This window comes from Ensifer sp. GW823-FHT05D09, from assembly GCF_058795755.1.
The window spans coordinates 395,170-415,717 of sequence record NZ_JBXAIA010000002.1; the positions used below are offsets into that span (position 1 = coordinate 395,170).

The 20,548-nt window shown below is 60.8% G+C and carries 19 protein-coding genes; 9 read left to right on the forward strand and 10 right to left on the reverse strand.

What is annotated here, in order from left to right; genetic code table 11:
• Together AC1Q80_RS07715 and AC1Q80_RS07720 are read left to right on the forward strand one after the other, a co-directional pair.
• Complete coding sequence (locus tag AC1Q80_RS07715) at positions 1–780, forward strand: TatD family hydrolase (RefSeq protein WP_492360066.1); 780 nt, start codon at positions 1–3, stop codon at positions 778–780.
• A gap of 1 nt (position 781) precedes the next feature.
• Entirely contained in the window at positions 782–1,618 is an 837-nt protein-coding gene (locus tag AC1Q80_RS07720) for an MBL fold metallo-hydrolase (protein WP_492360067.1), read from the forward strand.
• A 34-nt stretch (positions 1,619–1,652) separates the two neighbouring features.
• On the opposite strand, the gene AC1Q80_RS07725 is transcribed toward AC1Q80_RS07720, so the two are convergent.
• Positions 1,653–2,600, reverse strand: coding sequence for a phosphoribosylaminoimidazolesuccinocarboxamide synthase (locus tag AC1Q80_RS07725; protein ID WP_209792442.1), 948 nt, complete (start codon positions 2,598–2,600; stop codon positions 1,653–1,655).
• 200 nt (positions 2,601–2,800) lie between these two features.
• Here AC1Q80_RS07725 and AC1Q80_RS07730 point away from each other — a divergent pair, with 200 nt between their 5' ends.
• The 3 genes from AC1Q80_RS07730 (at position 2,801) to AC1Q80_RS07740 (ending at position 5,156) form a co-directional block, all read left to right on the forward strand.
• Positions 2,801–3,016 carry a hypothetical protein gene (locus AC1Q80_RS07730; protein ID WP_173419981.1) on the forward strand — a complete coding sequence of 72 codons (216 nt, stop codon included), beginning with the start codon at positions 2,801–2,803 and terminating at the stop codon, positions 3,014–3,016.
• Positions 3,017–3,632: 616 nt separating this feature from the next.
• Complete coding sequence (locus tag AC1Q80_RS07735; RefSeq protein ID WP_492360068.1) at positions 3,633–4,157, forward strand: hypothetical protein; 525 nt, start codon at positions 3,633–3,635, stop codon at positions 4,155–4,157.
• A 576-nt stretch (positions 4,158–4,733) separates the two neighbouring features.
• Positions 4,734–5,156, forward strand: coding sequence for a DUF4864 domain-containing protein (locus tag AC1Q80_RS07740; protein WP_492360069.1), 423 nt, complete (start codon positions 4,734–4,736; stop codon positions 5,154–5,156).
• Between the two features lie 13 nt (positions 5,157–5,169).
• On the opposite strand, the gene tgt is transcribed toward AC1Q80_RS07740, so the two are convergent.
• The 5 genes from tgt to coaD form a co-directional block, all read right to left on the reverse strand.
• Positions 5,170–6,300, reverse strand: coding sequence for a tRNA guanosine(34) transglycosylase Tgt (gene tgt, locus AC1Q80_RS07745; protein ID WP_173419984.1), 1,131 nt, complete (start codon positions 6,298–6,300; stop codon positions 5,170–5,172).
• The gene (queA, locus tag AC1Q80_RS07750; protein ID WP_492360070.1) at positions 6,301–7,383 is read right to left on the reverse strand and encodes a tRNA preQ1(34) S-adenosylmethionine ribosyltransferase-isomerase QueA; all 1,083 of its coding nucleotides are present in this window, start codon (positions 7,381–7,383) and stop codon (positions 6,301–6,303) included. It abuts the gene before it with no gap.
• Positions 7,384–7,463: 80 nt separating this feature from the next.
• Positions 7,464–7,973 carry a peptidylprolyl isomerase gene (locus tag AC1Q80_RS07755; protein WP_173419986.1) on the reverse strand — a complete coding sequence of 170 codons (510 nt, stop codon included), beginning with the start codon at positions 7,971–7,973 and terminating at the stop codon, positions 7,464–7,466.
• Between the two features lie 23 nt (positions 7,974–7,996).
• Positions 7,997–8,569 carry a peptidylprolyl isomerase gene (locus tag AC1Q80_RS07760; protein WP_115420257.1) on the reverse strand — a complete coding sequence of 191 codons (573 nt, stop codon included), beginning with the start codon at positions 8,567–8,569 and terminating at the stop codon, positions 7,997–7,999.
• A 36-nt stretch (positions 8,570–8,605) separates the two neighbouring features.
• Complete coding sequence (coaD, locus tag AC1Q80_RS07765; protein ID WP_492360071.1) at positions 8,606–9,100, reverse strand: pantetheine-phosphate adenylyltransferase; 495 nt, start codon at positions 9,098–9,100, stop codon at positions 8,606–8,608.
• Between the two features lie 361 nt (positions 9,101–9,461).
• On the opposite strand from coaD, the gene AC1Q80_RS07770 reads away from it, so the two are divergent.
• Positions 9,462–9,590 carry a hypothetical protein gene (locus AC1Q80_RS07770; RefSeq protein WP_277996356.1) on the forward strand — a complete coding sequence of 43 codons (129 nt, stop codon included), beginning with the start codon at positions 9,462–9,464 and terminating at the stop codon, positions 9,588–9,590.
• Positions 9,591–9,723: 133 nt separating this feature from the next.
• On the opposite strand, the gene AC1Q80_RS07775 is transcribed toward AC1Q80_RS07770, so the two are convergent.
• The 4 genes from AC1Q80_RS07775 to AC1Q80_RS07790 form a co-directional block, all read right to left on the reverse strand.
• A complete protein-coding gene (locus AC1Q80_RS07775) occupies positions 9,724–11,121 on the reverse strand; it encodes an MATE family efflux transporter (protein WP_173419988.1) in 1,398 nt (465 codons plus the stop codon).
• A 143-nt stretch (positions 11,122–11,264) separates the two neighbouring features.
• The gene (locus AC1Q80_RS07780) at positions 11,265–12,563 is read right to left on the reverse strand and encodes a TCR/Tet family MFS transporter (RefSeq protein ID WP_209791777.1); all 1,299 of its coding nucleotides are present in this window, start codon (positions 12,561–12,563) and stop codon (positions 11,265–11,267) included.
• A gap of 441 nt (positions 12,564–13,004) precedes the next feature.
• Complete coding sequence (ypfJ, locus tag AC1Q80_RS07785; RefSeq protein WP_173419990.1) at positions 13,005–13,949, reverse strand: KPN_02809 family neutral zinc metallopeptidase; 945 nt, start codon at positions 13,947–13,949, stop codon at positions 13,005–13,007.
• A 102-nt stretch (positions 13,950–14,051) separates the two neighbouring features.
• Entirely contained in the window at positions 14,052–14,573 is a 522-nt protein-coding gene (locus tag AC1Q80_RS07790; protein ID WP_492360072.1) for a DUF2306 domain-containing protein, read from the reverse strand.
• An 89-nt stretch (positions 14,574–14,662) separates the two neighbouring features.
• Between AC1Q80_RS07790 and AC1Q80_RS07795 the strand changes: the two genes are divergently transcribed.
• From AC1Q80_RS07795 to carB, 3 genes are all read left to right on the forward strand, one after another.
• Positions 14,663–15,505 carry a LytTR family DNA-binding domain-containing protein gene (locus tag AC1Q80_RS07795; RefSeq protein ID WP_492360073.1) on the forward strand — a complete coding sequence of 281 codons (843 nt, stop codon included), beginning with the start codon at positions 14,663–14,665 and terminating at the stop codon, positions 15,503–15,505.
• Between the two features lie 82 nt (positions 15,506–15,587).
• A complete protein-coding gene (locus AC1Q80_RS07800) occupies positions 15,588–16,616 on the forward strand; it encodes a zinc-dependent alcohol dehydrogenase family protein (protein WP_492360074.1) in 1,029 nt (342 codons plus the stop codon).
• 218 nt (positions 16,617–16,834) lie between these two features.
• Positions 16,835–20,326: a carbamoyl-phosphate synthase large subunit gene (gene carB / locus AC1Q80_RS07805; RefSeq protein ID WP_492360075.1), complete on the forward strand. Its 3,492-nt coding sequence runs from the start codon at positions 16,835–16,837 to the stop codon at positions 20,324–20,326.
• The last annotated feature ends 222 nt before the right edge of the window (positions 20,327–20,548 follow it).

Consider the following 20,548-nt stretch of genomic DNA (forward strand, 5'->3'; position numbering starts at 1 on the left):
ATGCTTATCGATACCCATTGCCATCTGGATTTCCCCGACTTCGAGGCCGAGCGCGACGCCATCATCGAGCGTGCGCGCGCGGCCGGCGTCGGCCAGATGATCACGATCTCCACCCGCGTGAAGCGCTTCGATACGATCATTGCGATCGCCGAAGCCTATCCGAACGTCTTCTGTTCCGTCGGCACGCACCCGCACAATGCTGATGAGGAGCTCGATATTACCGCGCACGATCTCGTCCGGCTTTCGGCGCATCCGAAGGTGGTGGCGATCGGCGAGGCGGGTCTCGACTACTTCTACGACAACGCGCCGAGCGACGCGCAAGTCGAAGGTCTGCGCCGGCACATAGCGGCGGCACGCGAAACCGGGCTGCCGCTCGTCATCCACAGCCGCTCGGCAGACGACGATATGGCGGCGATCCTGACCGAGGAGACGGAGAAGGGCGCATTCCCCTTCCTTCTGCACTGCTTTTCCTCCGGGCCGGAGCTGGCGCGCATCGGCGTCGAGCTCGGCGGCTATGTCTCGTTCTCTGGTATCCTGACGTTTCCGAAATCGGAGGAGTTGCGCGAGATTGCCAAGACGGTTCCGCATGACAGGATGATCGTCGAAACCGACGCGCCTTACCTTGCGCCTAAGCCGTTTCGCGGCAAGCGCAACGAGCCGGCTTATGTGGCGCACACCGCCGAGGTGCTGGCCGATACGATCGGCGTGTCAAAGGACGAAGTTGCGGCGCTCACGACCGAAAACGCATTCCGCATCTTCTCCAAGATGCCGAGGCTCTAAGGTGGCATTCAGGCGCGCCTTCACCATTCTCGGCTGCGGTTCTTCGCCCGGCGTGCCGCGCATCACCGGTGACTGGGGTGCCTGCGATCCCGGCAATCCGAAGAACCGTCGCATGCGAGCCGCCTTGCTGGTCGAACAGATCGCGCCGGATGGTGGCAAGACGACCGTGGTCGTAGACACCGGTCCTGATTTTCGAGCCCAGATGGTTGCGACCAACATCCGCCACATCGACGCTGTGCTCTACACGCATTCGCATGCGGATCATCTGCACGGGATCGATGACTTGCGCGGTTTTGTCATTGAAAACAAGAAGCGCATACCGATCTGGGCCGATGCCTTTACGATGGGCCGGATCCGCGAAGGGTTTCATTATTGCCTGGAATCGCCGCCTGGAAGCGGCTACCCGCCGATCGTAGACGGCCACATTATCACTGACGATCTGTCGCCGGTCGTCATCAGCGGAGCCGGCGGGCCGATCGCCTTTCAGCCGCTGATGCAGTTTCACGGCAATACTCATTCGCTCGGATTTCGTGTCGGCAATTTTGCCTATTGCAGCGACGTCAGCGACTTTCCGCCGGAAACGGTCGGCCGGCTGGCTGACCTGGACCTTCTGGTGCTCGATACGCTGCAGTACAAGTTTCACCCGAGCCACCTGTCGCTGGTGCAGTCGCTCGGCTGGATCGAGCGGCTTCGCCCGAAGCGCGCCGTGCTGACGCATATGCATGTGCCGCTCGATTACGACACCGTCCATGGCGAAACGCCTGACCATGTGGAGCCGGCATATGACTTGATGCGGCTCGAGTTTGAGGTTGACGTCACGGTACTCGGCGACGCCTGAATTTCGCTGCGTTCGAAATTTCTAATATATCGACTTACTTCGAAAAATAGGGCGTCAGGTTCTTGCGAATGCGCTCCAGTACCGTGCCGCCCGATAGGTTCGGAACGAACGTCCGTCCGGTGATCTTCTCGTAGGCTTCGATGTAGACGGCGGATGTCTGCTCGACGAGTTCCTGGGGGATTGCCGGAACGGGATCCTTGTAGGGGTCGCAGCGCTCGGTCACCCAGGCGCGTACGAAATCCTTGTCGAAACTCTTCGGCCGTTCGCCGGCTTCAAAGCTCTGCTGATAGCTGTCGGCGATCCAGTACCGGCTACTGTCGGGCGTATGGATCTCGTCGGCGAGGATGATGGTGCCATCCTTGTCGGTGCCGAATTCATACTTTGTGTCGACCAGGATGAGGCCGCGCTCGGCGGCACGCGCCTGGCCGCGGGCAAACAGCGAGAGCGCGTAGCTCCATACGGTATCGAGTTGCTCTCTCGTCAGCAGGCCTTGCTCGAGAATCTCGTCTGTGGAAAGCGGCTCATCATGGCCGCCGTCGAAAGCCTTGCTGGTCGGCGTTATGATCGCCTGCGGAAGTTTCTGATTGTCGCGCAGACCGTCAGGCAGACGGATACCGTACATGTCACGTTCGCCGTTGCGGTACTTCGTCAGAATGGAGGTGCTGGTGGTTCCGGCGAGATAGCCGCGCACGACGATTTCGACCGGCAGGATATCGAGCCGCTTGCCGATGACGACATTCGGGTCAGGATAACTGATCACATGGTTCGGGCAGATGTCGGCCGTTTCTTCGAACCAGTAGCGTGCTGTCTGCGTCAGCACATGGCCCTTGTGCGGAATGGACGTCAGGATGATGTCGAAGGCGCTGAGCCGGTCTGTTGCGATGATGATGCGCTCGCCACCGGGAAGATCATAGTTTTCACGCACCTTGCCATTGTAGCGGTTTGGCAGTTCCGGAATGAAAGCATCTGAAAGAACGCGCAATTCGCTCATCGCATAGGGCCTTGCAAAACGAGGTTTCGTGATGAACGACTAATCAGTCGGCAACGGTTGGGTCAAGCCAAGAGTGGGTGCAATATGCCCGAAAACCAGCATTCTGGTTCATCGCTATGTTCCATAATCTATCTTATCTGATATTTGTATGTAGCCGCAAAGTTAGAATGTCCTGATCCTGCAAAGTTGGAATGTCACTCTCCACGGGGCTGAACGATGCCTGGGAGATTGCGGATCGGCATACGATCAAGCTCGGCGGCATCTGCCGAAGCACCGCCCAAGACCTCGGCCGCGTCATGGCCGGCGGGACGCAATCCGGCAGAGACGATCACCCTAAAACGATGTTCGGCGGATCACGCGCCCATCGCTACCATCGATCAGGATCTCGTAACGAGCGCCAGCTCTGACAAATCTATATGTGTAGACCTGATTTTGGCAGCTTACAGTTTCGACCTCTCGAAGACCCAGGTCCTCAAGATAACGCTTGCCGTCATCGCAGGAAACAGGCTGCGTCCCCGCTAGATAGCTTCCCACCCTAAGCTCGATATCGGCCGTGTCGTGAGTTTGGGATGCTGCCGGACTGCCAAAAGCCGCGAGCATAATGAGCCAGATTACCTTCCTCGTCATCTGCAAAGCGCGGCCTCCACTCCAGGTTACCAATATTGGACCAATGGATTTTCGTCGTAAAAATATGCTCGAAATCTCGGCGTTCGGTGGGAGAAACCGACGCCGCCCCGAGCATCTTACTTTCCGGAAGAGATGTCCAGAACGGCATGCTCTCCAAATATGGCCATCCTCTCGTCCGGAGTATCTCTTCGAAGCCCCTCGTCCCAACGCTCAGACTTGCATCTCCTAGGACTTGAGATCAACATCCGGACGCCGATACGGCTAACTCCAGACAAACTACCTCACGTTTCCTATGCAATACCAGAATTGCTTCAGCAATCTCAGCGCACATCGCCTTTTTTGGCGGCGACGAGTGAACTCATTCATTTGGGAAGACAACTGGGAGGAGTATTTTGAATGGCAATTTCGCGAAAACAAGAGGAGCGCCTGCTCACTGAGGACGAGTGGCATCTGGTGCGCCAATCACACCATCCCGCGATACAGGGCGTTTCCGACGAAGATCTGCTGAAGCTCGTGAAGCAAGTGCGCGAAAGGCGCGACAGATCACAAGCCGAAGCTCATCGCCAACGACGTGAGATCCGAGGGAAGTCCGCCCCGAAAGGCGTGGAACCCACTCGAAAGGACATCGGCACAAGGGCCAAGCTCGAAATACTGGCCATGAGCATGCGCCGGCTCAACGGAGAGCATGCAAGGCGTCGTAAAATGCGCGGAAAAGCCGAGTTGGTCTCCAACATGCGCGCGGCGCTTGCGGCCAAGCAGACATCAGAGACAGGACGGGATGAAACGTACAATTCGCGTCATGCGCTGGAAGGAATGCAATCCATAGAAAGTTCGAGGCGCAAAAGCCTCATGCGGCCCATGGAACGAGGACGGCTGAGAAAGGCCGGTGCGGTCGCCCAGGCGAAGCGAGATTCACGGTAACATCATCGCTGGCGGGGCCGGAATGTGACCTGCGGGAAAGCTGGCACGGTACGTTTCCCAGTCCCGCTCAGCAGTACTCGGCGACGAGGCGCGACGCCGAGTTTGACAAGCCCCATCTCCCTTGCCGCCCATGCGCAAGTCCGCTGAAGGCGGAGCCGGAATTTTGGGGACGAGCACATCTCGGTGTGAATTGATCAGAAACCCAAAGACGTCTCCGCAAGCTGGCAGTGAAGACGGATCTCAGGTCCCGGAGCAGCCACAGGAAGCAGGAGTGATAGCAGCTATGGATTGCGTTCGCTTGCGCGTGACGAACCGGATGATTTCAGAACGCGCGGCCGGCCGCGGCATCGATCGTGATCGCCGTAACGTGCTCGCGAGGCTCAATTGCGAATATCACCAAGTTATGATGTTTAAAGTCGTTTGTATGAAAGCATGAACTAACACATTGAATGGGCGTGGTTTGGGACCCTAGAGATCAAATGGAAATGCAATTGGCGGCCGTTCGCCCCATTTCCAGAGCCCACAAACGTCCTATGCTTTCTGAGGTCGGCAGAAAACGTCTGGCGGAGATCGATCATGATCAGGACATTTGCCATTGCCCTCGGTGTCGCAGTGCAACTAGCAAGTGCGGGCTTGTGCCGGGCCGACGAACCTGTCGATACGGCGCGTTCGATCATCCAGGATCAGATCGCGGCTTTCCTGAATGACGATGCCGACGCCGCCTACTCCTTCGCTTCGCCGGCGATACGCGGCAAGTTCCCTGACAAGACCGTGTTTTTCGACATGGTCAGGCGCGGTTACCAGCCGGTCTATCGACCGGGCAATTTTGCCTTCGGTCGCTCCAAGGTGGTGGGCGACCAGGTCATTCAGGAGGTGCTGATCTCGGCACCCGACGGCAAGGACTGGACGGCGGTCTACCAGCTGATGAAGCAGCCTGACGGCAGCTACAAGATCAATGGCGTGATGATGCTGCAGGCGGTGCCAGGGCCGGAGATCTGAACTGTCCGGGGCCTCAAAGAGGGGCTAGGTCCCCTCGCCGCCAGGTTTCCTGGGTCTCGGCCATGAAGTCGGCAAAGCGGCCCTCTTCGATCGCCAGCCGAATGCCCGCCATCAGTTCCTGGTAATAGGCCAGATTGTTCCAGCTGAGCAGCATGCCGCCGAGCGATTCGTTCGAGCGGATCAGGTGATGCAGATAGGCGCGCGAATAGTCGCGCGTCGCAGGGCAAGACGATTGTTCGTCCAGCGGCCGCATGTCCTCGGCGTGGCGGGCGTTGCGCAGATTTATGCGACCATGGCGGGTAAATGCCAGGCCGTGGCGTCCGGATCTGGTCGGCATGACGCAGTCGAACATGTCGATGCCTTGGGCGACCGATCTCAGGATATCGTCGGGGGTGCCGACGCCCATGAGATAACGCGGCTTTTCCACCGGCAGCTCGGGGCATGTGATGTCGAGCATTCTCAGCATCACCTCCTGCGGTTCGCCGACCGCAAGCCCGCCAACGGCATAACCCTTGAGGTCCAGCCCCTTGAGAGCTTCTGCCGAACGCACGCGCAATTCAGGAATGTCGCCACCCTGAACGATGCCGAACATCGCCTTGCCCGGCTGGTCGCCGAAGGCGACCTTGCAGCGCTCGGCCCAGCGCAGCGACATTTCCATCGCTCGCTCGATTTCCTTGGGCTCGGCCGGCAGCGCCACGCACTCGTCGAGCTGCATCTGGATATCGCTGTCGAGCAAGCCTTGAATCTCGATCGACCGTTCCGGCGACATGTGGAAGAGTGCGCCGTCGACATGGCTCTTGAAGGTAACGCCCTGCTCATCGAGCTTGCGCAGGCCGGCAAGCGACATCACCTGGAAACCGCCGCTGTCGGTGAGGATCGGGCCTTGCCAGCGGATGAGATTGTGCAGGCCGCCAAGTCGCGCCACCCGTTCGGCGCCGGGGCGCAGCATCAGGTGGTAGGTGTTGCCGAGGATGATGTCGGCGCCGAGATCCTTGACCTGGTCGAGATACATCGCCTTGACCGTGCCGACGGTGCCAACCGGCATGAAGGCGGGCGTGCGGATCGTTCCGCGCGGCATGGAAACCTCGCCGCGGCGCGCCTTGCCGTCGGTTGCGTGCAGCTTGAACTGGAAGGTTTCGGTCATCTAGTCTTTCCGGAAAAGCAGGCTGGAATCGCCATAGGAATAGAAGCGGTAGCCGGTCTCGATCGCATGGGCATAGGCTGCTCGCATCGTCGCCAGGCCGCAGAAGGCCGAAACCAGCATGAACAGCGTCGATTTCGGCAGATGGAAATTGGTCATCAGCATATCGACAGCGCGGAAGCGGTAGCCGGGCGTGATGAAGATACCTGTCGGCCCGGACCAGGGATGGATCGTGCCGTTTTCGTCGGCAGCACTTTCGATCAGCCGCAGCGACGTCGTGCCGACGCAGACGATCCTGCCACCCCTCGCCTTGACGGCATTGAGGCGCTCCGCGGTTGCCGCGTCGACGTGGCCGATTTCCTGGTGCATCACGTGATCGTCGGTATCGTCTGCCTTGACGGGCAGGAATGTCCCTGCTCCGACATGCAGGGTCACGAAATGGCGCTCGATGCCGAGGTCTTTCAGTTTCGCGAACAGCCGCTCGGTGAAATGCAAGCCGGCTGTCGGCGCAGCAACGGCGCCCTCCTCGCGGGCATAAACAGTCTGGTAGTCGGTACGATCCTGCGCATCCTCGGCGCGCTTCGAGGCGATGTAAGGCGGCAGCGGAATGTGGCCGGATGCCATGATCGCTTCGTCGAGCAGCGGCCCGGAGAGATCGAAGCGCAGCGTGACTTCGCCAGCGTCGCCCTTATCCTCGACGGTCGCGTCGAGCGTGCCGAGCATGCAACTGTTACCGCCATGGCCAAAGGCGACGCGGTCGCCAACTTTAAGGCGGCGCGCCGGCCGAGCGAAAGCCTTCCAGCGGTCGGGAGCGACCCGCATGTGCAGCGTCAGCGAGACCGGCGTCGTGATCTCCTCGCCGCGACGGCGAATGCCTTCGAGCTGCGCCGGGATGACCTTGGTGTCGTTGAACACCAACGCGTCGCCAGGACGCAGGAAAGAAGGCAGGTCAAGGACGCCGTGATCCGTCAGGCATTGCGGCGCCTTGGGGTCGACGACGAGCATGCGGGCGCTGTCGCGCGGGCTGACGGGCCTGAGCGCAATGGAGGTATCCGGAAGGTCAAAGTCGAACAGGTCTACGCGCATGATCGTTTCTGAAAGAAAAAAGCAAAACCCGCCCCGGGGCCATCAGGCGCGGCCGGGACGGGTTTGTGCATTAGCCCAAATCAGGCGTCGGCGGCAACCCGCAGGGACACGATGGTATCGGGATCACGCACCGGCTCGCCGCGCTTGATCTTGTCGATGTTGTCCATGCCCTCAATGACCTGGCCCCAGACGGAGTACTGCTTGTTCAGCCACGGGGCATCGGTGAAGCAGATGAAGAACTGCGAATTGGCCGAGTTGGGCGCCTGGCTGCGAGCCATCGAGCACGTGCCGCGGATGTGGCTGACGTTCGAGAATTCGGCGTTCAGGTCCGGCTTGGACGAGCCGCCCATGCCGGCGCGCGATGGGTTGAAGTGCTCTCCGCCGGTTTTGCCGTACTGGACGTCGCCGGTCTGTGCCATGAAGTCCTCGATCACGCGGTGAAACACCACGCCGTCATAGGCGCCTTCGCGTGCCAGTTCCTTGATTCGGGCGACATGACCCGGAGCCACATCAGGCCGAAGCTCGATGATGACCTGGCCCTTGGTGGTCTCCATGATGATGGTGTTTTCCGGATCTTTGATCTCGGCCATGGGTTTTCTCCTTGTGTTTAACTTTACTTGCCGACCTTGACGCTGATCATGCGGTCGGGATCGGTGACGGAGCCGTTGTTGGCATCGTCGCCGAGTTTGATCTTGTCGACGTTCTCCATGCCGGAGACGACCTTGCCGACGACCGTGTATTGGCCGTTGAGGAAGTCGCCCGGGGCAAACATGATGAAGAACTGCGAGTTGGCGCTGTTGGGATCCTGCGAACGCGCCATGCCGACCGTGCCGCGCTCGAACGGGACGTCCGAGAATTCGGCCGGCAGGTCCGGCTTGGAGGAGCCGCCCGTGCCAGCAGCCTGCGGCTGGAAGCCCTCTTCCATGTCGCCGTACTGCACGTCGCCGGTCTGCGCCATGAAGCCCTTGATGACGCGGTGGAAGGCGACGTTGTTGTATTCGCCGGCGGTTGCCAGCGCCTTGATCTGTTCGACGTGCTTAGGTGCGATATCAGGGCGAAGCTCGACGACGACAGGGCCGTCCTTCAACGTGATGGTGAGGAAGTTGTCAGCCGACTGCGCAAATGCGGTTCCCGCAAAGGAAGCAAGCGTGAGGGCACCGGCGAAAGCGAGGTGGAGGATTTTCATGGTTTCTCCCTGAGTGGTGAATGGAGTGTGGCGGCTCTAGGCCTTGCGTTTGGCCTGCAGCGCCGCGTGGACCGCTTTGGGCACGAACGCGCTGACGTCACCGCCCATGGCCGCGATCTGGCGGACCAATGTGGCCGTAATGGGCCGCGATGCGGTGCCTGCCGGCAGAAACAGGGTCTGAACGTCAGGCGCCATTTGACGATTCATGCCCGCCATCTGCATCTCGTAGTCGAGGTCCGTGCCGTCGCGAAGACCACGCACAAGCAGCTTTGCGCCGCTTTGCCGCGCGGCATCGACCACGAGGTTGTCGAAGGAGACAACATGGATGTCGGCGGCGCGCTCGGGCAGAAATTCGAGCAGCGACTCGCGAATAAGGTCCGCGCGCTGGTCGAACGAAAAGAGCGGTGCCTTGCCCGGATGGATACCGATCGCCACGATAACTTTGCGCGCCACGTTCAGCGCCTGCACAAGTACGTCGAGATGCCCGTTCGTCATCGGATCGAAAGAGCCGGGGTAGAATGCCGTCGTCATCGCACCTGTTTCCGTTTGGTGAAGCCTTTTGTCACGGACGGCGACGGATCGCAAGAGTTGTGCAGGGGAGCAACCCTGTTCCCTGGGAAACAGCGGCACCAAAGAAATGAATGCTAGATGAATGCCATGTTCAAGAGCGTTTCACATCGCAGACTGTAATGTGAAGCAAGAAAGAACGGAACCTTTTTGAAGATACTGCCGTTTAGCACCTGAAAGGATGACGGCTATGGGACTTGCTCTGTTTTCGATGACGATGTTTTTCGCAATGATCTTTGCGACGATACATGCACTCCGGGACGAATCCCGTGAGCAGCGCGACCGTTCAGGCAACCGTAAGATCTTCGGCTAAAGGTAAAATGTTATGGCGACAGTCTTTATGACCGCCGCGGCGGTAATCAGTTTCGTCTTTCTCGTCGACTTTGCCCGCACGATACGCGACCTCCAGCGCGATCGACTGGGCTCCAGCGAGACCGGCGGCTTCAACGTTTAGTAATCTGCAGAAACTTTCCTCCAGAAGTTTCAAAATGAGCGCCCGCCATTCTTCCCCTGAAGCGGTCGCTTTCTAAAGCCGGACGGCATCCCCTGCCCGTCCGGCTTTTTCTTTGTCCGGGATTTGAAGCTGCCTAAGCCGCCGACACCTTGTGCGTCCGGATCATGCGGAAGAACCGCCAGTTCAGGAGCAGCGCTGCGGCGGCAAGGCCGAGCACGAAGCCGAACCAGACGCCTGTTCCGCCGAAGTTGAGCGGAAACGCGAAGGCCCAGGCGCAAACGAAACCGATCGGCCAGTAGGAAATCATCGCCAGGATCATCGGCACCTTTGTGTCCTTGAGGCCGCGAAGCATGCCGGCGGCAATCGCCTGCAACCCGTCGACCAGCTGGAATGCGCCGGCAATCACGATGAGCGGAGCGGCAAAGGCTAACACCTGGGCTGCATCCGGCCTGCTGGTGTCCAGGTAAAGTGCTGCCAGCTGGCTTGGGAAGAGTGCGAAGATCGCGCTGCCGATGGTCGCGAAGACGGATCCGAGCACCAGTGCCGAAATCGCTGCGCGCCGGACGCCGAGCATGTCGCCGCGGCCGTAGGAAAGGCCGACGCGCACTGTTGCCGCCTGGGCAATTCCAAGCGGGATCATGAAGGCGAGCGATGCGAACTGCAGCGCGATGCCATGCGCGGCTAGTTCGATCGTACCGATTGTCCCCATCAACAACGAGGCGACGGTGAACAGGCTGACTTCAGCAAGTATGGTCAGCGAGATCGGTATTCCGAGATAAACCACTTCCCTGAACGCCGGCCAGTCCGGGCGCCAGAAACGCACGAACAGCTCATACTGGTTCAGTTCCGGTTTGCTCTTGATATAGGCGACCGTCAGCACCGTGCCGAGGACCGCCACGCCAAGGGCGGCGACGGCTGCACCGAAGATGCCCAGTTGCGGGAAGCCGAAATGGCCGTAGATCAGTACGTAGCAAAGGGCTGCATTGAGGACGAGCGTTGCCAGGGTGACATAGAGAATGATCCCTGCCCGCTCCAGGCCGCTCAGGAACGCACGCAGCACCATGAAGATCAGCCCCGGGAAGATCGCCCATTGTGCAATGTGCAGATACTCGGCGGCAAGGGCCGCCACCTCCGGCTGCTGGCCGGCAAGCAGCAGGATCGGCTCGGCAAGCCAGAGTACCGGCGCCGTCAGTACGCCGTAACAAAGCACAACCCAGAGCCCCATGCGCACGGAGCGGCGGACCGAAACCTTGTCGCCCCTGCCCTGTGCTTGCGCAGCCATCGGCACCACGGCGTTGGCGAAGCCGCTGCCGAAGATGTAGACGGTGAAGTACATCTGCGTTGCCAGAATGATCGCGGCGAGCTGGGTGGCACCGAGCTTGCCCACCATCAACACGTCGGTCGTGTTGATCGCAAGTTGTGCCAGCTGTGCGCCGATGAAGGGTACGCCGAGATAGAGGCTTGCCCGATAATGGGTGCGCCATGAATTGTCGGTTTGCACCGGGGTCGGGCTCGCATTGGCGGTCAGCATGACGGATTCCTGAATGTCGACGCGGCCGAGATACCGCAGGTCAGAACGGAGGGAAGGATGACGGAAATAGAACACGGACGTCGAAAGAACCAGTGACAAAGCTTCGGCTGCTCAATTTTTCATCGAAGGATCAAGAAAATTGATCAATTTCGGTGCATGGCGCCGTGGTCGGCATAGCGCGGTTCTACCGACGGCTCCGCAGGCTCGACATCTTCGGCCGCAACGGCGAGCCGCTTCGGTACCTTGAACCAGAAGACAAGGAGCGCGCCCACCACGAAACAACTGGCAAGTGCATAGGGTGCACCGGCGAAAGTGATTTTGGCGGTTGGCGCTGTGAAATAGGCAAAGATCTGGGTGAAGATCAGCGGGCCGATGATCGTCGTGATGCTGCCGATGCTGGTGAGCGCGCCCTGCAGCTCGCCTTGGGCCGACGGAGGCACATGACCTGCGGCGATGCTGCGCAGAGGCGGATCGGCGAGGCTCTCGAGTGCGGTGGCGATAATCACGGCATAGATCATCCATCCCTGCCATGCAGCGGCATAGCCGACGGCACCGAGTGCCGTGAAAGTCAGGCCAAGGACGGCCGTTCTCCATTCGCCGAGCCGTGGCACGACGCGCGGCAGCACGAACGCCATCACCAGGGCGCCACCGATACCGAAGATGCCGAGCGAAAGACCGATTTCGCCCTCGCTCCAACCGTACCGGTAGGAAGAGACGAACGACCAGACGGACGGATAGACTGCATGCGCCATCCAGAACAGGAAGAAGACCAGCCCGACCCAGCCGATGCCGGGATAGTTGCGCATCTGCCGGAGCGCACCGAGCGGATTGGCGCGCTTCCATTCGAAGCGGCGACGGTTCGCCCTGTCCAGCGTTTCCGGCAGCAGGAAAACACCCAGCACGAAGTTGATGAAAGATAGGGCCGCGGCACCATAGAACGGTACGCGCGGTCCCAGTTCGCCCAGCAGCCCACCAATGACGGGCCCCAACGCAAAGCCGGATCCGAACGCGATGCCGATCAGGCCGAAATTCTTGGCGCGGTTTCCATCGTTGCTGATGTCGGCAATGTAGGCTGAGGCAGTGCCGAAGCTAGCGCCGCTGATGCCGGCGAGAACGCGGCCGACGAACAACATCCAGTAGCTGGTCGCTAGCGCGCAGATCAGATTGTCGATGGCGAAGGTGAGCACCGAGGCAAGCAGGATTGGCCGGCGCCCAAAACGGTCGCTGAGATTGCCCATGAAGGGCGCAAAGAGGAACTGCATCGCAGCGTAGACCAGCAGCAGCCACCCGCCGTCGATGGCCGCATCGCTCACATTGGCGCCGGTCAGTTCCTCCAGATAGGTTGGCAGCACCGGCACGATGATCGCGATACCGATGATGTCGAGAAACAGGATGAGGAAGACGAGGAACAGGCCACGTCGCACGAACTTCTCGTCGAGCATCAAACTCTCCCCGCGCTATCCGTCGCCAGCGCGGAGACAGAACGTGAACAACGTTACCAATTTAGGTGTAACGCATGATTTCAATCGAAACAATACGTGAACATCTCAAAGTTTTTTATGGAAACGATCGCGTTCGTTGATCCATTGCTCTGCGGAAACGCGGCCCGTCTGGGCAACGGTGTCCGTTGCTCCGCCTTGAGAAAGTCGACGAAAGCTCGAAGCGGCGTCGGCAGGGGAAAGAACACGGATGCAAAGCGTGCCCCTCGAAGCAGAATGAGTATGGAGCAGGTTTCACTCGGAAAGGCAGGCCCGACTGTGTCGTGCTTCGCGTCGATGCACGCCGGCGCGACCTGTTTGGTGAGCGCCACTAAAGTAAAAACGACAAAAGGGGCCGGCAGAATGAGCCGACCCCTTCTGATCTTTGGTTATGCAGTCTCTGGATCAGACCTGACCGGAGAATGTGTCGCAGGCGGACATCTTGCCACTGTCGAAGCCGCGCTTGAACCAGCGCATGCGTTGTTCTGATGTGCCATGGTTGAAGCTTTCCGGAACGACATAGCCCTGCATGCGTTTCTGCAGCGTGTCGTCGCCGATCTGGGTGGCGGCATTCAGCGCCTCTTCCAGGTCGCCTTGTTCCAGCAGACCCTTCTGTTGCGTGTACTTGCCCCAGACTCCGGCGAAGCAATCGGCTTGAAGCTCGACGCGTACCGACATCTGGTTGGCTTCGGTCTCGCTCATCGACTGGCGCATCTGATTGAACTTCGGCAGCACGCCGATCAAGTTTTGCACATGGTGACCGACTTCGTGGGCAACGACATAGGCCTGCGCGAAGTCGCCGGACGCGCCGAACTTCTGTTCAAGCTCGTCGAAGAAGCTCATGTCGAGATAGACCTTGCGGTCACCGGGGCAATAGAACGGGCCGGATGCCGCAGAGGCGAAGCCGCAAGCCGAGCGTACGGAGCCGCTGAACAGCACCATCTTCGGCTCCTGATATTGTTCGCCGCTCGCCTGGAAGATGCCGTTCCAGGTGTCCTCGGTTTCGGCCAGCACCGTCGACATGAAGGCTTTCATCTCTTCTTCCTGCGCCGATCCACGCGGTGCGGGCGAACCGTCGCTCTGCTCAAAGCCCGGTTGCGCGACCGGGCCGCCGCCGCCCAGGACTTGCAGCATATCAATGCCCATGGCCCTCAGGATGAAGTAGAGCACGACGAGGAAGATGATGGTGCCAAAGCTCATGCCGCCGCCGGCGCCACGCATGCCTCCGCCCCCTCCGGGCATGCGAAACCCGCCACCCCGACCGAATGGATTACCGCCCAGACCGCCTCCGGGGCTTGCCCCGCGCTGGTCTTCAACGTTTCCGGATTGGCGGCGGCCTTTCCATTCCATGATCTGTCCTCCCGGCGTGGGTCGATACGCAATATCGGTCAGATCATTTATATGTCGGGCCGAATGCAGTTGTAAAACGCAATCGGGCCCGCAAGGTTGCGATCATGCCAATCTTTTCGAGGACTTGCCGACACCAAAAAGGTGGCCCTGTCGGATCGCCAGGGCGGTTGCGGTCACCAGAAACGCGGCCAACACCACTGCCGCCGCTGTTGCCTGCCAGTTCGAAAGCCCCGAAAACAGGCTTGCATGCATCAGCCGTCCCGGCAGCAGCGTAAAGAGGCCGGCAACGACGATGCCGCCGAGATACATGCCGGCGACATGGCCGCGATGCGCGGCGATGTCGTGCCGCCGGGCAGCCGCAATCGCTTGCCAGCTTCCAAAGAGCACGTAAATCGACAGCAGGTGAATGGGGCTGAAACCGCCAATCAGTTTGATTTCATGAATGAAGAAGGTGGAGGATGCGGTCACGACCATGAGTGCGATCCAGATCTTGCCGAGCAGCCTGTGCCAGCGCGTGCCTTTCGGACGGGCAAGCAGAAAAGCGCCAAGGATCGCCGCCGGAATGACGGTCGCGACGTGCAACTGGACTGCGAACGGTGCGTGGAGAAGGGGTGCAAATGTCATCGCGGATTTCTATGCTGTTGATTTCCCCGAACGTGCGGCAGTCTCCTTGCTGCATTCAAATGCTTTGACTGGAACTGACGGAAAACTTCGTGAAACGCCCATTTCTGCAATCCACGCTTCGTGAACTGCATCTTGTCCTGAAGGCGCCGCGCCTCTGGGCAACCTTTGCAGCAGTTGTGCTGATCTTCTGGGTCACGGGGCCATACGGCACCGCTGAGCGCCTTGCCCAGGTACCGCGTCTCGGGTTCTGGCTGGTGTTGCACGCCCTCACCTGGGCGATCGCCATCGTTTCGGCTGTGTTTGCCAATGGCATCCTGAGCGAAAGGGTCCCCTCCGGCTTCGTTCGCATGATGATCGGTGCTGCCGTCGCCAGCATTCCGATCGGTCTCGTGACCACCGCAATCGGTTCGGTGACCTTTTCTGTTGGACCAACTGCGGCAGGTGTTCTCACTGACATCGCCACCGGCCTGCTCCTGTCGCTCTCTTTCTGTGCCTTGACCTGGATGACAATGAATCGGGACGCCGCGTCGGAGTTGGACGACACCGGCACCTTTGCAGCGACGCCCGACACGCGTGGGCATCAGGCTTCCATTGGGCCGACGACGTTCCAGGAGAATACGGGCCAGGTACCGCTGCTGTTGCGGCTGAAACACGCCAATCGCGGCGTGCCGCTACATCTGACGGTCAGCGACCACTACACGGAAGTCACGACTACCGCTGGGCGCGAACTCATTCTGTTGCGCTTCGCCGATGCGCTCGGTGAACTCGGTCCGGTCCAGGGCTTGCAGGTGCACCGTTCCCACTGGGTGGCGGACGCGCACGTCGCGCGGCTCGTACGGGATAAAGGCCGCATGACGATCCAGCTCGGGGACGGAACCGAGGTGCCGGTCAGTCGCACCTATGCCGCGGCCGTGCGGCAACGGTGGGGTTGACCGGCTGCTGATCGGGTCCTTGACCGTGTCCCGCTTTGACGATCCTATTCGCTCCAGGGAAACTGGCGAGGGAGGCATGGTCATGAAGGCGTTGCGGCTGGAGGCTATCGGCGACCTTTTCGTGCGCGAGGTGGACACGCCCTCGCCCGGCCCCGGTGACCTGCTCGTCCGCGTCGAAGCTTGCGGCATCTGCGGTACGGACAGGCACCTCCTGCATGGCGAGTTTCCGTCGATGCCGCCTGTCACGCTCGGCCACGAATTCTGTGGTATCGTCGAAGCGATCGGCAAGGATGTGAGCGATATCGCCATCGGCGCGCGCATCACCGGCGACCCGAACATTTCCTGTGGTCGTTGCCCGCAATGCCGTACCGGGCGGGTCAACCTTTGTCACGCCTTGCGCGCGATCGGTATCCACCGCGACGGCGGCTTTGCCGATTATGTGATCGTTCCGCGAAGACAGGCGCATGAAATCCCGCTCAGTCTCGATCCGGTGCATGGCGCTTTCTGCGAGCCCCTCGCCTGCTGCCTGCATGGCATCGATCTCTCCGGCATCCGTGCCGGATCGTCCGTCGTCGTTCTCGGCGGTGGGGTGATCGGCCTTCTGACGGTGCAGCTTGCGCGGTTGGCGGGTGCGACGACCGTTATCCTCTCAACGCGGCAGGCGGTCAAACGCAGGCTCGCCGAAGACGTTGGCGCAACGGCGACCGTCGATCCCTCCGCGAGCGACATCATCGAAGCCATTGCCGGTCCGGCAGGCCTTGTGCCCGGCGGCGTCGATGTGGTGATCGAATGCGCGGGTGTTGCCGAGACCGTGCGCCAGTCGACGCGGCTCGCCAGATCGGGCGGCACCGTCGTCATTCTCGGCGTCATGCCGCAGGGGGAGAAGGTGGAAATCGAGCCGTTCGACATTCTCTTCAGGGAGCTGCGCGTGCTTGGATCCTTCATCAATCCGTTCGTTCACCGCCGCGCCGCGGACCTCGTCGCCTCGGGGGCAATCGAGATCGACAAGTTGATCTCGCGGCGTGTCTCGCTCGATGAGGCGGTCAGCGTCATTGCACATCCGCCTGCTGCTGGCGAGGTCAAGGTTCTGGTGGTGCCGGACCAGGCTTGATGCTTTCGATACGGCTTTCAGGCGGCCATCTAACCCCTTGCGAAAGCGGATGCCGAAATATGTCGGGTTTCCTGTCGATTCCGGAATTTTCGGGGTTTCGCTTGCGGATACATTTGCCTATAAGCCGCTTCTAGCCTGAAAAGACCATCAATGCGTGCCCGGCCGGTGACCTCCCACCTTGGCCGGTTTTTCGCGCAGCTAGAAACGGATGACCGACCATGCCGAAGCGCCAAGATATCAAATCGATCCTCATCATCGGCGCGGGGCCGATCGTCATCGGTCAGGCATGCGAATTCGATTATTCCGGGACACAGGCCTGCAAGGCGCTGAAGGAGGAAGGCTACCGCGTCATCCTCGTCAACTCCAACCCGGCAACGATCATGACCGACCCGGGCCTGGCGGACGCGACCTACGTCGAGCCGATCACACCAGAAGTCGTCGCAAAGATCATCGCCAAGGAGCGCCCCGACGCGCTGTTGCCGACCATGGGCGGCCAGACCGCGCTCAACACCGCCCTGTCGCTGCGCCGCATGGGCGTTCTCGACCGCTACAATGTCGAGATGATCGGCGCCAAGCCGGATGCGATCGACAAGGCGGAAGACCGCGCGCTCTTCCGCGAGGCGATGGCGAAGATCGGTCTTGAGACGCCGAAGTCGCGGCTCGCCAACGCCACCGACATCAAGGATCACGACCGCAAGGTTCACGAGGCCGAGCGCGCCGAACTGAAGAGCCGCCTTTCCGGCCCGGATCTCGACAAGGCGCTCGACGAACTGGAAAACCAGTGGAACCTCGGCGAAGGCGACCGCAAGCAGCGCTACATGAACCACGCGATGGCGATCGCCGCGCAGGCGCTTGATGACGTCGGCCTACCGGCCATCATCCGCCCGTCCTTCACGCTCGGCGGCACCGGCGGCGGCATCGCCTACAACCGCACCGAATTCTTCGACATCGTCGGCAGCGGCCTAGATGCCTCGCCGACCACAGAAGTGCTGATCGAAGAATCGGTTCTCGGCTGGAAGGAATACGAGATGGAAGTGGTCCGCGACACCGCGGACAACTGCATCATCATCTGCTCGATCGAAAACATCGACCCGATGGGCGTCCACACGGGCGATTCGATCACCGTTGCTCCGGCGCTGACGCTGACGGACAAGGAATACCAGATCATGCGCAACGCCTCGATCGCGGTTCTGCGCGAGATCGGCGTTGAGACCGGCGGCTCGAACGTGCAGTTCGCCGTCAACCCGAAGGACGGCCGTCTGGTCGTCATCGAAATGAACCCGCGCGTTTCGCGCTCGTCGGCGCTCGCCTCCAAGGCAACGGGCTTCCCGATCGCCAAGATCGCGGCGAAGCTCGCGATCGGCTACACGCTGGACGAGCTTGAAAACGACATCACCGGCGGTGCGACGCCGGCATCCTTCGAGCCTTCGATCGACTACGTCGTTACCAAGATCCCGCGTTTTGCCTTCGAGAAATTCCCGGGCGCCTCGCCGGTCCTCACGACCGCGATGAAGTCGGTCGGCGAAGTCATGGCGATCGGCCGCACATTTGCCGAATCGCTGCAGAAGGCACTGCGCGGCATGGAGACCGGCCTCACCGGTCTCGACGAAATCGAAATTCCCGACATGGACGAGAACGGCGATGGCCGCAACGCCATTCGCGCCGCAATCGGTACACCGACCCCGGACCGTCTGCGCATGGTCGCCCAGGCGCTGCGCCTCGGCATGAGCGAAGCCGAAGTTCATGAGGCGAGCAAGATCGATCCTTGGTTCATCGCCCAGTTCAAGGCGATCGTCGACATGGAAGCGCGCGTCCGCGAGCACGGTCTGCCGCAGGATGCGGAAAACCTGCGCATGCTGAAGGCCATGGGCTTCTCCGACGCCCGGCTTGCGACCCTCGGCGGCAAGCGCCCTAAGGAAGTGGCCGAACTGCGCAACGCGCTGAATGTCCGGCCCGTCTACAAGCGCATCGATACCTGCGCGGCCGAGTTCGCCTCGCCGACCGCCTACATGTACTCGACCTACGAGACGCCCTTCGTTGGCGCTGCCCGTTCCGAAGCCGATGTCTCCGACCGCAAGAAGGTCGTCATTCTCGGCGGCGGGCCGAACCGCATCGGTCAGGGTATCGAGTTCGACTATTGCTGCTGCCATGCCGCCTTCGCCCTGAAGGACGCCGGTTATGAAGCGATCATGATCAACTGCAACCCCGAGACTGTTTCGACCGACTACGACACCTCTGACCGTCTCTATTTCGAGTCGCTCACGGCAGAAGATGTGATCGAGATCATGCGCGCCGAACAGGAAAAAGGTGAACTGGTCGGTGTCATCGTGCAGTTTGGTGGCCAGACGCCGCTGAAGCTGGCCGAAGCGCTGGAAAAGAACGGCATCCCGATCCTAGGCACCGCCCCCGACATGATCGACCTCGCCGAGGATCGTGACCGCTTCCAGAAGCTTCTGATGAAGCTCGACCTCAACCAGCCGAACAACGGCATCGCCTACTCGGTCGAGCAGGCGCGCCTCGTTGCCGCCGAAATCGGCTTCCCGCTGGTCGTGCGTCCTTCCTACGTTCTCGGTGGCCGGGCGATGCAGATCATCCATTCGGAAAGCATGCTGCAGACCTACCTGCTCGATACGGTTCCGGGCCTCGTTCCGGAAGACATCAAGCAGCGCTACCCGAACGACAAGACCGGTCAGATCAACACGCTGCTCGGCAAGAACCCGCTGCTGTTCGACAGCTACCTGACCAACGCCACGGAAGTGGACGTCGATTGCCTCTGCGACGGCAAGGACGTGTTTGTCTCCGGCATCATGGAGCACATCGAGGAAGCCGGCATTCACTCCGGCGACAGCGCCTGCTCCCTGCCGGTTCACACGCTCGACTCGGCGATGGTCGATGAACTGGAGCGCCAGACGACGGCGTTGGCCAAGGCGCTCAATGTCGGCGGCCTGATGAACGTCCAGTTCGCGATCAAGGATGGCACGATCTACGTGCTCGAAGTCAACCCGCGCGCCTCGCGCACGGTGCCCTTCGTCGCCAAGACCATCGGCGCGCCGATCGCCAAGATCGCCGCCCGCGTCATGGCCGGTGAAGCGCTGGATGCGGCGATTGCCGCCTATGGCGAAAAGCCGGATCCGCGCAACCTGAAGCACATTGCCGTCAAGGAAGCGGTCTTCCCGTTTGCCCGCTTCCCCGGTGTCGACACGCTGCTCGGCCCGGAAATGCGCTCGACCGGTGAAGTCATCGGCCTTGACACCGATTACGCACTGGCCTTCGCCAAGTCGCAGCTCGGCGCTGGCGTCGACCTGCCGCGCGACGGAACGGTGTTCGTATCGGTCCGCGACGAGGACAAGACCCGCGTTCTGCCGGCAATCCGCATTCTCGTCGATATCGGCTTCAAGGTAATGGCGACAGGCGGCACCGCCCGGTTCCTCGGTGAAAACGGCATTGCCGCGATCAAGGTCAACAAGGTCCAGGAAGGCCGTCCGCATGTCGAGGACGCGATCCGCAACCGCCAGGTCCAGCTCGTCATCAACACCACTGATGGCAACAAGGCGATCTCGGACTCCAAGTCGCTTCGCCGTGCAACGCTGATGCAGAAGGTGCCCTACTACACCACCATGTCGGGCGCTGAGGCAGCAGCACGCGCCATCAAGGCGCTGAAGGCCGGCAACCTCGAGGTTCGCCCGCTTCAGAGCTACTTCAAGGCCTGATCGAACAACGACTGCGCGCATGTCTGTATGCGCGCAGTCCCGGCCTTTGGCCGATGGGCCGGACACAGCCCCCCGAAATGCGTCAACACGCGTGCCGACATGTGCTCCCGTCGAAGTCGCGTCGAGCGCGCAATATCCCCTTCATGGTTGTGAACGCCACGTGAATGCCAGGTTCAGCCTGCATTCGGTCGGCAGATGGTTAGATGTGCACATGCGCTCCCA

Coding starts and splice junctions, on each gene's coding strand:
- AC1Q80_RS07715 (WP_492360066.1), top strand. CDS start 1: ATGCTTATCGATACCCATTGCCATCTGGATTTCCCCGACTTCGAGGCC.
- AC1Q80_RS07730 (WP_173419981.1), top strand. CDS start 2,801: ATGTCACTCTCCACGGGGCTGAACGATGCCTGGGAGATTGCGGATCGG.
- AC1Q80_RS07735 (WP_492360068.1), top strand. CDS start 3,633: ATGGCAATTTCGCGAAAACAAGAGGAGCGCCTGCTCACTGAGGACGAG.
- AC1Q80_RS07740 (WP_492360069.1), top strand. CDS start 4,734: ATGATCAGGACATTTGCCATTGCCCTCGGTGTCGCAGTGCAACTAGCA.
- tgt (WP_173419984.1), bottom strand. CDS start 6,300: ATGACCGAAACCTTCCAGTTCAAGCTGCACGCAACCGACGGCAAGGCG.
- queA (WP_492360070.1), bottom strand. CDS start 7,383: ATGCGCGTAGACCTGTTCGACTTTGACCTTCCGGATACCTCCATTGCG.
- AC1Q80_RS07755 (WP_173419986.1), bottom strand. CDS start 7,973: ATGGCCGAGATCAAAGATCCGGAAAACACCATCATCATGGAGACCACC.
- AC1Q80_RS07760 (WP_115420257.1), bottom strand. CDS start 8,569: ATGAAAATCCTCCACCTCGCTTTCGCCGGTGCCCTCACGCTTGCTTCC.
- coaD (WP_492360071.1), bottom strand. CDS start 9,100: ATGACGACGGCATTCTACCCCGGCTCTTTCGATCCGATGACGAACGGG.
- AC1Q80_RS07770 (WP_277996356.1), top strand. CDS start 9,462: ATGGCGACAGTCTTTATGACCGCCGCGGCGGTAATCAGTTTCGTCTTT.
- AC1Q80_RS07775 (WP_173419988.1), bottom strand. CDS start 11,121: ATGCTGACCGCCAATGCGAGCCCGACCCCGGTGCAAACCGACAATTCA.
- AC1Q80_RS07780 (WP_209791777.1), bottom strand. CDS start 12,563: ATGCTCGACGAGAAGTTCGTGCGACGTGGCCTGTTCCTCGTCTTCCTC.
- ypfJ (WP_173419990.1), bottom strand. CDS start 13,949: ATGGAATGGAAAGGCCGCCGCCAATCCGGAAACGTTGAAGACCAGCGC.
- AC1Q80_RS07790 (WP_492360072.1), bottom strand. CDS start 14,573: ATGACATTTGCACCCCTTCTCCACGCACCGTTCGCAGTCCAGTTGCAC.
- AC1Q80_RS07800 (WP_492360074.1), top strand. CDS start 15,588: ATGAAGGCGTTGCGGCTGGAGGCTATCGGCGACCTTTTCGTGCGCGAG.
- carB (WP_492360075.1), top strand. CDS start 16,835: ATGCCGAAGCGCCAAGATATCAAATCGATCCTCATCATCGGCGCGGGG.